The organism is Acinetobacter sp. NyZ410 (genome assembly GCF_022828975.1).
Classification (GTDB): domain Bacteria; phylum Pseudomonadota; class Gammaproteobacteria; order Pseudomonadales; family Moraxellaceae; genus Acinetobacter; species Acinetobacter guillouiae.
The window spans coordinates 2712382-2726631 of sequence record NZ_CP094620.1 but is presented as its reverse complement, the minus strand read 5'-3'; the positions used below and the strand labels follow the sequence as shown (position 1 = coordinate 2726631).

15 protein-coding genes are annotated in these 14250 nt (G+C 35.3%); 7 read left to right on the top strand and 8 right to left on the bottom strand.

Annotated elements, in window-relative coordinates; all coding sequences use genetic code 11:
* Positions 1–32 precede the first annotated feature (32 nt).
* The 4 genes from MTO68_RS12850 to MTO68_RS12835 all read right to left on the bottom strand — a co-directional run bounded on the left by MTO68_RS12850 (position 33) and on the right by MTO68_RS12835 (position 3699).
* Entirely contained in the window at positions 33–863 is an 831-nt protein-coding gene (locus MTO68_RS12850; protein WP_244012775.1) for a TlpA disulfide reductase family protein, read from the bottom strand.
* Positions 864–874: 11 nt separating this feature from the next.
* Positions 875–2905, bottom strand: coding sequence for a protein-disulfide reductase DsbD (dsbD, locus tag MTO68_RS12845; protein ID WP_244012773.1), 2031 nt, complete (start codon positions 2903–2905; stop codon positions 875–877).
* A gap of 68 nt (positions 2906–2973) precedes the next feature.
* Entirely contained in the window at positions 2974–3429 is a 456-nt protein-coding gene (locus MTO68_RS12840) for a hypothetical protein (RefSeq protein WP_244012771.1), read from the bottom strand.
* 27 nt (positions 3430–3456) lie between these two features.
* Positions 3457–3699 carry a hypothetical protein gene (locus MTO68_RS12835; RefSeq protein ID WP_227548069.1) on the bottom strand — a complete coding sequence of 81 codons (243 nt, stop codon included), beginning with the start codon at positions 3697–3699 and terminating at the stop codon, positions 3457–3459.
* Positions 3700–3904: 205 nt separating this feature from the next.
* Here MTO68_RS12835 and pepN point away from each other — a divergent pair, with 205 nt between their 5' ends.
* A complete protein-coding gene (gene pepN, locus MTO68_RS12830) occupies positions 3905–6514 on the top strand; it encodes an aminopeptidase N (protein WP_244012770.1) in 2610 nt (869 codons plus the stop codon).
* A gap of 115 nt (positions 6515–6629) precedes the next feature.
* On the opposite strand, the gene xseB is transcribed toward pepN, so the two are convergent.
* Together xseB and xseA are read right to left on the bottom strand one after the other, a co-directional pair.
* Positions 6630–6824: an exodeoxyribonuclease VII small subunit gene (xseB, locus tag MTO68_RS12825; protein ID WP_034615548.1), complete on the bottom strand. Its 195-nt coding sequence runs from the start codon at positions 6822–6824 to the stop codon at positions 6630–6632.
* On the bottom strand, positions 6817–8079 hold the full coding sequence (gene xseA, locus MTO68_RS12820; protein WP_244012768.1) for an exodeoxyribonuclease VII large subunit: 1263 nt from the start codon (positions 8077–8079) through the stop codon (positions 6817–6819). Before xseA ends, xseB begins: the two co-directional genes overlap by 8 nt.
* Before the next feature lie 558 nt (positions 8080–8637).
* On the opposite strand from xseA, the gene MTO68_RS12815 reads away from it, so the two are divergent.
* Positions 8638–8976, top strand: coding sequence for a hypothetical protein (locus MTO68_RS12815; protein ID WP_244012766.1), 339 nt, complete (start codon positions 8638–8640; stop codon positions 8974–8976).
* Positions 8977–9069: 93 nt separating this feature from the next.
* Here MTO68_RS12815 and MTO68_RS12810 read toward each other — a convergent pair whose 3' ends face one another.
* Positions 9070–9534, bottom strand: coding sequence for a DoxX family protein (locus MTO68_RS12810; protein ID WP_035371175.1), 465 nt, complete (start codon positions 9532–9534; stop codon positions 9070–9072).
* A 210-nt stretch (positions 9535–9744) separates the two neighbouring features.
* Here MTO68_RS12810 and MTO68_RS23120 point away from each other — a divergent pair, with 210 nt between their 5' ends.
* The 4 genes from MTO68_RS23120 (at position 9745) to MTO68_RS12795 (ending at position 12836) form a co-directional block, all read left to right on the top strand.
* The gene (locus MTO68_RS23120) at positions 9745–9870 is read left to right on the top strand and encodes a hypothetical protein (protein ID WP_270387609.1); all 126 of its coding nucleotides are present in this window, start codon (positions 9745–9747) and stop codon (positions 9868–9870) included.
* Between the two features lie 187 nt (positions 9871–10057).
* Positions 10058–10378 carry a hypothetical protein gene (locus MTO68_RS12805; RefSeq protein WP_244012765.1) on the top strand — a complete coding sequence of 107 codons (321 nt, stop codon included), beginning with the start codon at positions 10058–10060 and terminating at the stop codon, positions 10376–10378.
* A 435-nt stretch (positions 10379–10813) separates the two neighbouring features.
* Positions 10814–11194, top strand: a complete 381-nt coding sequence (locus tag MTO68_RS12800) for an MliC family protein (protein WP_244012763.1) — start codon at positions 10814–10816, stop codon at positions 11192–11194.
* Between the two features lie 415 nt (positions 11195–11609).
* A complete protein-coding gene (locus tag MTO68_RS12795; RefSeq protein ID WP_209826047.1) occupies positions 11610–12836 on the top strand; it encodes an acetamidase/formamidase family protein in 1227 nt (408 codons plus the stop codon).
* 541 nt (positions 12837–13377) lie between these two features.
* On the opposite strand, the gene MTO68_RS12790 is transcribed toward MTO68_RS12795, so the two are convergent.
* A complete protein-coding gene (locus MTO68_RS12790) occupies positions 13378–13659 on the bottom strand; it encodes a hypothetical protein (protein WP_004821930.1) in 282 nt (93 codons plus the stop codon).
* A gap of 339 nt (positions 13660–13998) precedes the next feature.
* Between MTO68_RS12790 and MTO68_RS12785 the strand changes: the two genes are divergently transcribed.
* The gene (locus tag MTO68_RS12785) at positions 13999–14214 is read left to right on the top strand and encodes a hypothetical protein (RefSeq protein ID WP_004821927.1); all 216 of its coding nucleotides are present in this window, start codon (positions 13999–14001) and stop codon (positions 14212–14214) included.
* The last annotated feature ends 36 nt before the right edge of the window (positions 14215–14250 follow it).

Sequence of the window (14250 nt, the reverse complement as noted above, 5' to 3'; positions counted from 1 at the left end):
AATAATTCTTTAATCAATGCCAATGAAATAGATTATTCCGAAACTATCCTTTGAACTTTTTGGTGAAGCGCAGCATGGGTAAGTTCCCCCATATGTGTATCGATTAATTTGCCTTGTGCATTAAAAAATAAGGTGCTGGGTAAGCCAAACATTCCCATTTTTTGTGCCGTTACGCCGTCAAAGTCCAGTAAAGTCCAATGCAAATTAAGTTTTTGTTGTTGCAAATACATTTGTACAGTTTTGGCATCTTCATTTTGATTAATAAAGACAAATTGCACATTGGGATATCGTTGTTGAGCATCATTTAACACCGGCATTTCACGTCTGCATGGTGGACACCAACTGGCCCAAAGATTAATTACTGTGGGTTTGCCGAGGAATTGAGTCAACTCAACATGCTCTTGTTGAAGATTGACTAAATTGACTTGAGGAAATTGTTGGTATTGCAATTGTACCTGTTGATAGAAATATTGCCCTGAAATGAAAAACAGGGCAAAAGCTGCAAAGCATAGTGCAATAAAGCTTTTCTTTAGAGATCGATTTTTCCAAGCCATCCATAGGCCAGCACATGCAATTCCCACATAAAGATGAAAACCTTTATCTTGAATCTTCAATATTTCAATTGGATGCTCTAAATAAACATCTAAATTGAGTAAGACAAAGCCAAGTCGTGCAGATAACAAGCCAACCAAGAATGCAGACCAAATCGAGTCTTTAAACGCAGACCATTGTAAATTTGAAACAGCAAAATATTGAAAGCTAAACTTTCCAATTACCACACTCATCAGTATCGCAAGCATGAGGATGGTTAATCCCCATGGCAACATAATCGGTCCTAAATGAATTGCTTGTGCAGTGATCATGGAGAGTTTGCTTAACGTCCTGTGTGTATTTTTTCAGTTTGTTGAATAAGTTGTGGTGCTGAGAAGGTACCTGTAAAGCGCAATTCACGGATTTCTTCTGCATTGCTATTTAAAAACAGCATGGTTGGCGGACCTAAAATTTCACGTTGTTTTAAAATGATGTCTTGTGAGGCGTTGTATTCCGTTAAGTCTAATTGGATGAGGGTGAAGTTTTTCAATGCCTCTTGTACATCGGTACGTGGGAATACCTCTTTTTCAATCGGTTGACACGCCACACACCAGTCCGCATAGACATCAATAATGATGGGTTTGCCTTGCTGTTTTGCATTGATCAAAGCCTGTTCTAATTGTTCAGCGGTGGTCACTTTATTCCAAACTAAATGTTCTGTTTGGCTATGTTGAATTTGATAAGCAGAATAACTTTGTTGAATATTCCAAAAACCAGCCATTAAACTGGCTATTGCGATAATGGCAAGAATAACTTTATTAACCGTTTTTTCACTGTCACGTAGAGCAATAAAGAGATAGATTGCCAATGCAATACACAGCAAGGCAAAAATTGCAGCATAGACAGTCGAAGGCAGCATAGGGCGAATAAAGTACAATGCAACCATCAGCATAATAAAGCCAAAACTGACTTTAATCCGATCCATCCATTTACCTGGTTTTGGTAATAATTTAGAACCAAATACACTGGCGATAAATAAAGGTAAACCGATACCTAGACCGAGAATAAATAAGTACAAGCCACCTAATACAGCACTTTGAGTTTGTGAAACAAATAGTAATGCGCCAGCAAGTGGGGCACTCATACAAGGGCCAACAATAAGTGCTGATAATGCACCCATAACCACAGCACCGAGCACTGTCCCAGCTTTTTGATTATTTTGCAGATGACTCAATTTATTGGTGATGAATTGCGGTAAGTTTAATTGATATAAACCAAATAAATTTAAAGCTAATACAACAAATAAAACTGCAAATAATGAAACGATCCAAGGGCTTTGGAACCAACGTTGAAAGCTATAACCAATTTCAGCAACCACAATCCCCATAATGGCGTAAACCACTGCCATACTCACTACAAAGCACAAGGCAATCACAACAGCTTTATAGCCTTTCGCACGCTGAATGATGATGCCAGAGAGAATTGGAATAAGTGGCAGCGAACAGGGTAAAAACGCCAGTAAAATACCTAAACCGAAAAACACCAATAAATTTAGAAATAGAGAGTCTTTAGACAATAGTTTAAAGAATGATTGATCATCATTCCATTGTAATGACGATGTATTGTTTTTAGTGCCCGTATTGCTGTTTAAATCAGCAGAATTTTCCGTATCTGTAATTGCATTGCTACTTGCAACAGAAGCATTGGGGGCGATTAGATTTGCAGTGTTATCTGCTTTATTGACAGTTTTTTGTCCAAGCTGAGTGGTTTGATCATCCAATACTTTGTTTGGAACTGGTTCTTCAGCAGTTGAATTGGCTTTAGTTTCAGCGTTTTCTTTGAGCTTTTTATCTTGAGCTGGGGCAGTAGCAGGCTGATTGAGTAATGTGCTATTTGAATTATTATTGAATAGGTGCTTAGACGATGTATTGCTTTGTGGTAATAAGCCATCTGCATCAGTTGCAATAGTTTTCCTTTGTAATGGATAACATAAGCCATCCGCAGAACAACCCTGATACATCACTAAATATTGTGAATTTGGTTTGACTTGAATCTGTGTAGTCACATTTTCATAATGAACTTCTGTTTTCCCAAAAGTTGGATCATCTTTGATATGACCTTTTGGGAGACTTAAAGGTACAGCTTTATTGTTGACTGTTACTTTAAATTGATCATGATAAAGGTAATAGTGAGGTGCAACTGTCCATTTCAATTGTGCTTTATTTTCTGAAATTGATTCAGCAGAGAATTGAAAAGCTTGATCTGGGGGGAGAAACTCAGGATTTGCGTGGCTGATGGTACTTAGACTCAACAAAGTAAAACCACATACACTGAGCAAGGTTCGCAACTTCATAATTCCATATCTTTGTTTCATTTACAGCCATTATCCATAATTTCAGATAAAGAAGGCATTATTCTAAGTTTTTCTTTGTAAAAATACCGTTAAAAGCATTTAACCCCATTTTGCTTAAGTTTTTGAAAAATTTGTCCATCATCAGGATAGAGTCTGTCGAATTGGGTCATTTTCTTGGTTTTTTTGCTGGTGTAATTGACATTGTAAAGCACAGCACCTTGATAAACGATTTCATAAGTTCCTGTTTCTTTCTGATTGATTATTTCTTTATAGAAATCGTGAAATTCACTTGGTCTACCTTGTGCTGTATCAACAGCATCATAGTGGGTAAATTTTAACGAGATTTTTTTCATATAAGGATAATATTGAACTGTTTTGACTTTTGGAAATTCTTCCTCAGAAATAAGCAGAAGGTTCGGGTTTGTTGACAATTTGTCTACGTTGTTTTGACTTTCTTTAAAGCAAAAATATGGGGTAGTTTGCTTTGCATAAACAGGCAAAGAGAGAAGACTCATTATAGTTATAAATAGCCTAAGCAATTTCATATATTTTCCTCAAAGTTTTTGTTGTTATTATTCATAGATTTTTCCAGCCATTAAAATATCTGCAAAAATTTTCCATGGGATGTGCTCTGGTTGTGGCTGTTGGGTATTTGCATAAAAACCTTCCATATCCTCCACCCAATTGTGCATTGCTGCTAAAAAGCTTTGCAGATCTTTATTTTCCCATTGTTGAATATTTTCAAGATGATCTTGTTTGAGATTATCTAAAAATGTTAAAAAATCTTGTTTGCTTTTTATTGCATTAATTTTCATAAGCATCATTTCTAATTTACAGGATAAATTGTTGTATAAATATAGGCCATCTCGCACGTTTTTTGCATTCCAACAATTGAAATTAATTTCAACTAGACCCATATAGAAATTAATCAACAGTACAGAACAGACACTTTGTGAAATTTGATTGATGATCAAGCTCACGATAACAAGTCGAAGCTCAACAATAGGATTAGGACATCATATGAATATCGCGGCAAACCCAGTAGTTGAAGCAGATCAAACTATATATCTAAAAGATTATCAAAAACCTTCATATGTTGTAGATTCAATCAATCTCGATATCCAAGTTTATGATGACCATACCAATGTAAACAGCAAATTAGTCATGAAACGCCAAGCAGCAGGAGATATGGTATTGCTTGGACGCGATCTTGAGCTTAAATCAATTTCTATTAATGGTAAGCAGCTTACTGAAAGTGAGTATAAGCTTGATTCTGAGCAATTGGTGATTGCCAATGCACCAGATGAAGCCATCGTTGAAACATCTGTGGTCATTCATCCTGAAACCAATACACAACTCGAAGGATTATATCTTGCGGGGAGTGATTTATTTGTCACTCAAAATGAGCCAGAAGGTTTCCGTAAAATTACGTTCTATCCTGACCGTCCAGATGTCTTATCTGTGTTTACTACTCGTGTAGAAGCCGATAACAAATATCCTGTACTTTTGGCAAATGGTAACTTGATTGAAGCGGGTAAAACTGGTGATGAGCGCCATTATACCATTTGGGAAGATCCAACCAAAAAACCAGCTTATTTATTTGCCTGTGTGATTGGTGATTTAGCGGTTTTAAAAGACCGTTATACCACTTCAGAAGGTCGTGATGTGGCTTTAGAAATCTATGCAGAAGAAAAAGATATCCCAAAATGTCATATTGCGATGGAAGCGTTAAAGCATTCTATGCGTTGGGATGAAGAACATTATGGACGTGCATACGATCTAGACAATTATATGATTGTGGCAACCAGTCAGTTCAATATGGGTGCAATGGAAAATAAAGGCTTAAATATTTTCAATACATCATGTGTGCTTGCTGATGAAGAATATACCACTGATGCCGCAATCATGCGTGTACAGTCTGTGATTGCTCATGAATATTTCCATAACTGGACAGGTAACCGTATTACTTGCCGTGATTGGTTCCAATTGTGTTTAAAAGAAGGCTTAACAGTTTTCCGTGATCAGTCTTTTTCAGAAGATTTACAATCGGCTGCAGTACAACGTATCGACGATGTTGCGGTGCTTAAAGCGCATCAATTCCCAGAAGATGCAGGCCCATTATCGCACCCGCCACGTCCAGATCATTTTGTAGAAATCAACAATTTCTATACCGCGACAGTGTATGAGAAAGGTGCGGAAATTAACCGCATGATGTCAACTTTATTGGGCAAAGAAAAATTCCGTAAGGGTACCGATGAATATTTTCAACGTCATGATGGTCAAGCGGTCACTGTTGAAGATTGGGTTGCTGCCTTAACTGCGGGTTCAGGTGTCGATTTATCTGCATTTTTAATCTGGTATAACCAACCAGGAACGCCAAAGCTTGAAGCGAAAGGTGAATATGATGCGAGTACTCAAACTTATCGTTTAAGCTTTAAACAAAGTTTAAAACCCCATCCTAAATATCCAAATTTAAAAGCTGTACCTATTCCTGTGGCTTTAGCACTGTTTAATGCAGAAACAGGTGAGCAGTACACCTTGCATTCTGAGGCTTTATTTGAGAATGGGGTAAAAGATGGGGTGTATTTGTTTGATCAAACAGAAGCAAGCATTGAATTTACAGGCGTGACCGAAAAGCCTGTAGCATCTTTATTACGTAATTTCTCAGCACCAGTAAATCTTGAATTTAACTATTCAGATGAAGAACTTGCCTTCTTATTGCAATATGAAACCAATGGTTTTAACCAGTGGCAAGCCACACAGACTTTGCTTGAGCGTATTTTGCTTGATGGTCATGATGCTCAAATTTATGTAGATGCAATTAAACAGACCTTACCTAGTGTAATTGAAAAAGACCCACTATTGGCGTCACGCTTATTTGATGTACCAAGTGAAGGTTATTTGGGTAGTCGCATTGATCAAGATTATAATCCTTTGATTGTAAATGAAGTACGTGAAGCCTTGTTGAATCAATTGGCTAAAGTCTTGGGTGACTTTGTTAAAGAAACATATTTATCACTTGATCCAGATTCACAAAATGAATTTTCACAAGCAATGGGTGTTCGTGCTCTGAAAAATATCATGTTGAGTTTTATGGCGCGTCAGGGGGATACCGCAGTATTTGATTTGGCTTATGCACAGTATGAAAATTCTGTGAATATGTCTGAGCGACTTGGGGCACTTAAAGTATTGGTATGGAATGATGCTCCACAAGCAAAAGCAGCCTTAGCGGACTTCTATAAGCGCTTTAAGGATGAAGCATTGTCATTAGATCAATGGTTTATGATTCAAGCAGCGCATCCTAAAGCAACGGCTGAAACGATTCAGTATTTAACGTCACATGCTGATTATGATTTAGGTACACCTAACCGTATTCGTTCAGTGAGTGGTGGTTTAAATGCCAATCCTGTCAATGCATGGAGTTTTGGTGTTCAGCATTTTGTCGATTTGGCGAAGTATTTGGATGAGAAGAATCCAATTGTTGGCTCTCGTTTACTCCAAGTCCTTACACGCTGGTATACATTAGCTGAACCACAACGAAGTGAAGTAAAAGCCGCACTTGAAGGATTAAAATCTCAAGTGAAATCAAAAAATGTCAGTGAAACCTTAAATAGTATGTTAAGTGTTTAATGGCTTATAATTTTTTGATTTAATTATATTTGTAATGCTATTTCTCTTATTTTTATAGGAGAAATAGCAGGTTTAAGAGTTATAAAATTATTGAATATTTAGATTGATTATCTATCTATTCTTTAAAAGTCTCATTTAGAGCCTGTTGTACAGCATCTACACGTGACTTACAGGCTTTATATGCAGACATGGATTCTTCCACAATCTTCATCAAATTATCAATATCAGGTTCTTCTTGAGATTCTAATAATTCTGCATTTTTCTTTAGAACGTCATAACCTTCTTTAAACGTTAAATCTTGTTTAGCCATTGCTTAATACCTGTGTCACATTTGCGTTGATCGTACCATCCAATAACTCTACTTGGATGTGATCAGTTGAAATTTGTTGAATAGAACGAATGGCTTTACCATCACTACGCACAATAGCATAACCTTTGGCCATGACATGACGTGGATTTTGCAAAAGCGTTTCACGCATGAGTGATTCAACTTGATTGGATGCCAATTTAATCAGTTGCTGTGCCAGATACTGAACAGTACCTTTCATCAAATCTAAGCTTTTATTTGCTTCATTGATCTGCCCTTGAGAAAGCGTTTTAATGACTTTGATGTACTGATCATTCTGGCTTTGATAAGCTGTGATTTGATGCTGAGATAACAGTTTAATCTTATGTAGAGAATCTAGCACATCTTGAGTGCGCTCTACGATTAGATTTCGAATACCTCCAATCACTTTACTCGGTGTATCAAAAGAACGGTTTGCCACTTCATCTAAAATGGTTCTATCTTTTTCATGACCTATACCTACCCAGATCGGAACAGAGCGTTTGCAGAGTAGCGCAGCGAGATTGTAGTCATTGAGATAGGCCAGATCATTTACTGCACCTCCACCACGAATAATCACAATAAGATCTGGTGGTGTATTGAGGTCTTTCGCCCATTGTCGTAATGCGTTTGCTAAAGCTTCAGAAATACTTGTTGCCGCAGTATTCCCCTGAAACGTTGCTGAATGATAGACAAAATGACAAACCCCAGCTTGATCGAGAGCATCAGCATCTTTCTTAAAGTCACCCAAGCCAGCAGCATTCTCAGGAGCAATGACGAGCACATTTTGAATATCAAATGGGGCAGGCAGTAATCTATTTTTATTGAGTAGACCTTCGCTGGTCAGTCTTTCTAAAATTTGTTGATAACGCCGTGCGATATCACCTAGGGTATAACTTGAATCTATTGCTTCAATATTGACTGAAAAACCGTATTGGGGACTAAATACAGCTTTCACTTTAATCAGTACATTGAGATCGCGAGAGAGTTCAACACCACTTTCACGTTCAAACTTTAATACCGTTTTGGCGGCAGAGAATTTCCAGATTGTTGCCTTACAACTGGCAATGACTTTATCAGTATCTTCTTCCTTTTCTGCAAGCTCTAAGTAGTAGTGGCCGCCCTTGATGCTTAGATTTCTAATCTCAGCTTTTACCCATATTGCTTCATCAAAAGTTACACGTATAACTTCTTGCACAGTTGCAAGGTATTCACTTAAGGAAAGCTGTAAGTCAGACATACAAAGGCAATTACGGTAAATTTATCTAAAATAGTATATAACATGGTGGCTCAAGGCGGTGAAGATATATTGATCTTATACATCGGATATGGCATATTTTTATGATGTAGACGGGCGTTATCGACATCTACTTAAACCAAATTATTTTTTAGCCTTTAAAGTAAAAACACAAGTGAAATCATTAATATTTATTAGCTTTTTTTTCTTAGTAGCTTGTACCAGTTATGATTTAGAAAGTAATCATGCGCATTGTATGGGATATGGAGCAGATGTCAGTAACATTACATCAACAATGAGTGATTATGATCGCTTTAGATATCAGAGTCAGAATGGGATGAGTATGCTTAACAGCAATACACTCTCACCGAAGATGCGAACCGATTGTTATAAAGTTGACCCGAAACAAACCAAATAACTGAAAGGCTCATCAATGGATGAGCTTTAATTTTATGTAAGCTAAATTTATTCTATAGAGCATTCAAAAAATTATAAATTATGAAAAAAATCCTTTTTTTATTTCTTTTATGGATATCACAGCTTTGTTATGCAGATCCAATAATGCCAATTTTTGATAAAAAATTAAATATAGAGAGATTCAAAGAATATTTTGATCGTGATCATACGCGGTATCCTGGAAATGATAAATTAATCGCAGAACGAGAAACAGATTTAGATCAACCTAAATATAAAGTGATTGTTACTAGAATAATATTTGGTAGAGAATATGAGCTTCAAAATTATATCAAAATGATTGGTTATCACGACTGCGAAGCTAGAAAAATTTTCTTGTATGCAGGATATTATGATTACAATGCAGATCTTACTGAAACTTATAGAACTGTGACTAAATTTCCACAGGGTAGTAAGTTGATTGAAGATGCTTGTTTAGATAAATAAACTTTAAAATTTCATTTAAAGAGAAATTCTCATACATCATAATCAACTGATATATTATTTTAATAACCCACTTCCCCAAAAAGTGGCTATTTTCTAAAAGTATTTTTTGAAAAAAAGTTTATCTAGCGTGAAAGAATCCGGCTTGTTTGTAAAAATAAAAAGTAAAATGAAAATATAAAGCAAATCATGGATATAGAAAAACCAGCTTATCCAAGTGATCAAATTAAGACCCGGCGGGATTGTATAAATGCCAACTGTTACAAGTGCTACAAAGCAAATAAAGATCAATATAAGGCTGGTTAACTGAGTAAATAACCCTATGGTTAGCAATAGCCCGAATACAAATTCAAATAAAGAAACAATGATAGCCGTCACTTCTGGAAAAGGTATACCTGCCGAAACAATCGTTTCCAACATGATTTGTTGATTTTTCTCTACAAATAATTTGTTATAACCCGTTGTTAGGAAAAATAAACCGATCGAAATTCTGGCTAATATTAAGGCGAAGTGACTAAATTTTGGCGAATTAAATGGATTTTTAAAGAGAAAACCAAGCATGTGTCTATGATTCTGAAAATTAAAAAATATCTTAATAATCTGAGTAGATTTTTTAAATGTAAGCATTGTTGGTGAGTGTATATAATTTGTCATCTATACTGATTTAAAACTTTGCTAAGGCTGTGGGAAATGTTACCTAAGTTTCACAAAATACACATCAAGAAGTCCATACTTTGATATGGTGTATTTTTAAGCAAAACTGAGCGAAGTATGAAAATATTTTCAATTTTAAGTTTAGCTATGTTGATCGGCTTAACAGCGTGTCAAAAAAGAGATACAGATACACAAAAGCAAGATCAAACAACAACGCCACATTCAGTCGATAAGGACCGTTAATCAATCAGCCCACTTGATACAGTGGGTTGATTGATATGAGTGTGAAGGCTATTGATATAGCATGAGATTCCTAGATTTTTTTCAAAACAATGCTGTATAATTTTTAGACTTAAGAAAGCTATAGAGCAATTATGAATCTAAATACTTTATAAAAAATTTATTAGCCTCATTTATTGGGCTATGTGCGTTGGCTGGAATAGTTAAAGCTATCTTTCTATACAGCAGTGATTTATATGAGCAAGCGCTAACTGTTCTTGTAGTAATGATCATGATTCTTGGATTGATGATCGTTGGTTATCTTAATGCTGTTACTGCAATAGGCAGTAAAATCAAACAACCCTTTTATTTACATTTAATTTTAGTGGCTTTTCTTTTTGTAACCGATTTAGCTTTTGGTAGTTCAAGCATTACTGAAGTTATTTTGAGAAATTTGGGATATTTTGCTGTATTACAATTAGGGGTTTACTTTTATATGAAACGAAGTGCTCCGAAATTATTGCTGAATTAATATTTTAATAAAATAATGAATAAATTAGCCTCTTAATGGAGGTTTTACGCTATAGAAAAGTGGGAGAATTATTAATTTTAAAGCAAAGTTTTATTTAGAATTTTATATCTAATTCAAGTAATTTTTAGGCTTTCTCTATAAGAAATCATACTGTAGGCATAAGCTAAGATAGCCGAGTAATTTTCTTTAATGATATACAACCGTCTCGTTCTAATTGGCAATGACAGCGCTTATCTGGGCTTAATACATTCTATTCATTGATCAAAGAATAAAACTAAATATTTAAATTAAAACAAAATTCAAGCTTAAAATGTATAAGGTTCTAAGTGATTGTTATAATTTGTGTAGGCAACAAGTAGTTATTCGCAATAAGTGGTTGGATTGCTCTAAAGCGCTATGTTAGAACTTAACTTCCATATTTATTCGAGATTAAACATGAAAAAATTATTATTAATTTCATCTTTTTTAGCTGTTGTTTTTGTTGCTGGGTGTAGTGCAAAAGACAAAGATAAAGCGACATCTCCTGATAATGAGGTAAGTAGTAGTGCCGTTGCTGTTGATACAAATGAGTCAGCTGAAAAAACGGTAAAATATGAAACCGCTGATAAGAAACAATTTACACTTAAGACCAGTGATAATTTTGTTACAGCGACATTAACGGATAGCGATGGAAATAACTATTTATTGAAAGAAGTACCTGCTGGAAGCGGTATGCGTTTAGAAGGTGACAATGGTGTTTCAATTCATTCTAAAGGCGATGAAGGAACCATTGAACTTGCTAAAGATAAATCTTTTACAGTGAAAGAAGTTAAATAGAATTATGACGTAAATAGCCCCACCATTTGGTGGGGTTTTTTATTCGTAGTTCATCAATCAAAAAATGATCGTATTGAGTGAATCATATTGATGTTAAAAGTTCTTGCTCCCTTTGAGCGAAAGCGAGGATGAGGGGGTATTTAAGTTGGCATATCATTCTAAAAAGGATTTATGAAAGAAGCCGAATAGGTTGAGAGAAAACAGTACAGATTAAAATTAAACACTTTAAAACCCACTCAAAAATAAGATATTTACGGGCATTTCATTATTTATGCACTTGAATAGACCGACTAATTGTAAACAATAGGCGCAATAGCTATTGAAATGAACAAATTAAAGTAATTTTACCGTGGCATGAAATTTGCTGAAAACACCTTTGCAATATTTTTATTTTTCAATTATTAAAGGTATTTTTATGTTTAAGCACACGGTTCTTTCACTGTTTATTTTCAGTGCTATCAGTACTTCAGTCGTTCATGCTGAAAGTTTTAATGTTCTTAAGCAATTATCCAATAAGCCGGTTCAATTAAAAGACGGTGAATACAAAGGCAATTATTATGTACCTTCGACTTTAAACACGATTACTTGGGGTTACTTACCGAATAAAGATGCCAAGCCTGTGATTTCTGTTCCGTCGGGGAGTGTGGTAACTTTTGATACAGTTTCACATGAAGGTTTACTTGAAGATCAAGGGCGGGATGCGGAAAAATTCTTTAAATCAAAAGGGGTGAAAGATGAATACATTTTAGATGAAGCAAAAAATATTACAAAATCTTCTCTAAAACATGATTTTCATAAAGATGGACCTCATATTGTGACTGGCCCAATTGAGATTCAAGGTGCACAAGCTGGTGATATTTTAAAAGTAGAAGTCATTAAAGTAGAGCCTCGTGTTCCCTATGGCGTCATTTCAAATCGTCATGGTAAAGGTGCTTTAGTGGGCGAATTTCCTAAAAGACCTCAACAAGAAAATGCTTCGGCTGAACATCCTGAGCGATATGGAAACGTTTCAGTGTTTACCCCAATAGAAAAAAATGCCAAGGGTGAATATGAGGGGGTACTAAAAACACAATCAGGTAAATCGATTCGTTTCCCACTAAGTCCGTTTATGGGCATTATGGGGGTCGCACCGAATACATCACAGCCAGTTCATTCAGTACCACCAGCGATGTATGGCGGTAATATTGATATAAATGAGTTAGGTGCTGGATCAACTGCATATTACCCAGTACAAGTGCCGGGTGCATTGTTTTATACAGGTGATAGTCATTTTGCCCAAGGTGATGGCGAAGTTGCATTAACTGCATTAGAAGCTTCAGCAAGAGCAACATTCAAGTTCACTTTATTAAAAACAGGCAAAGATAAAATCCCGGGCAAAGAAATCGTACAGCCATTAGCAGAGAATGCTGAATTTTGGATTACACCAGGATTAGATGAAGATTTAGACGAAGCAATGAAAAAATCTACACGTGAAGCGATTCGTTTTTTAAATCAAGAATATGGTATTGATGAAGCGATTGCTTATGCTTATCTAAGCGCTGCTACTGATTTTGAAGTATCGCAAGTGGTCGATAAGACCAAGGGGATCCATGCCAAAATACGTAAAGCTGACTTTAAAGAGTTTGTTGAAGACGCTAAATAAAACTAGAGCTGCTTAGGGTCTGTTGACATTTCATAAATGGCTTGCGTTGTAGGTTAAAATTGAGCAGGCAAGGCATGAAACGAAGAGAATAGCGAGACTATTTTCGAGTTTCATAACGAAGGCTGAGATAATTTTAACCACAACCCTTCGGGACTAGCGTGTTTTTTGACGCTACGTCGTTACGAACTACTTATTTAGAATGACTAAATTTCGTATTTCGCGCCTAGTATCGCCTAAAAAACACACGTAGTCGCAAACGTAGACGAATTGTCAACAGACCCTAATTAAATATCCTTGAAAGTGAGGTCGTGTATTCAACTTTCAAGGATTTATCATTATCTTTGAAATGATATAAAGCTATAATCTTTTCGTATTTATTCGTGTTGATTGTTTTCCTGCAATTTATTCATTTATGTTTTCAAACGATATTTAGTCGTTTGTTATCGTGGCTTTCGATATGTGACATCAATGCTAAAGCGCTTCAAACATGAAAAATCATGTTTATTTAAGCCTTAGTTATAGCAATTTAGCGGAATGAGCTTTAGACACGAATCATACTTTTACTGTTTATATCCTCCATCCAGTCATTTAAATCCAAATCATTGGTAAATGAATGTTCACCATCAATCTTAAAGACTAACAAAGAGTCATGAATGCTAATAATACTCGCTAAATGCTGGCGAATGATGTTGGCTTCATAGTTGGTATTGATCAGCCAAGTGGAAGGGTTCACCCGGATCGAAGCATCGTAGTCACAGATAAGCTTATGGACTTCATCATAATGATGTGCTTGTGATGAGTTTAGAATAATCAAATAATTCATATTAACAACCTCCATAAAAGAGATTTCGATAAAATAACTTTTATTATGAAATGTGATAAGTATCACGATTTATTCAATCTAACACCAAAGCAATTTGATCAATTAAAAAAATGTCAGACAATCTAAAGCTGAATTTTGATGATGTGTTAGATTTTTATTATTGTATTGTTCAAGAAAATTCTTAGTGGATATTCCTTTTGTTACACAATAAATAATCAAAAATTTTAAATACTGGCTAAATTGAAGTATGATTAAGTTTAAAATATTTAAACAATAAGCTCATCAAAAGATGGGCTTTTTTATCTTACTCTCTCTGTGTTATAAAGTTTGAGGCTTAAAATGCTGGTTAAAATAGAAGATGGTTTTTACCTAAATTCACTGCATATTATCGCGATACATGTTTCTAAAAATATGATTACGCAAAATTTTTCTATAAGTATAGAATATACACCGCACAATCAAAATGCCAATGGTCTATATCATAAAAAGTGCCAGACCAAAGCTGAAGCGGATTTATTTTTGCAAACGCTACATCAACAAATCGCGCAAATATAAATTAAAATTCTTTTAGTTATTTTTGCATTGAAATTA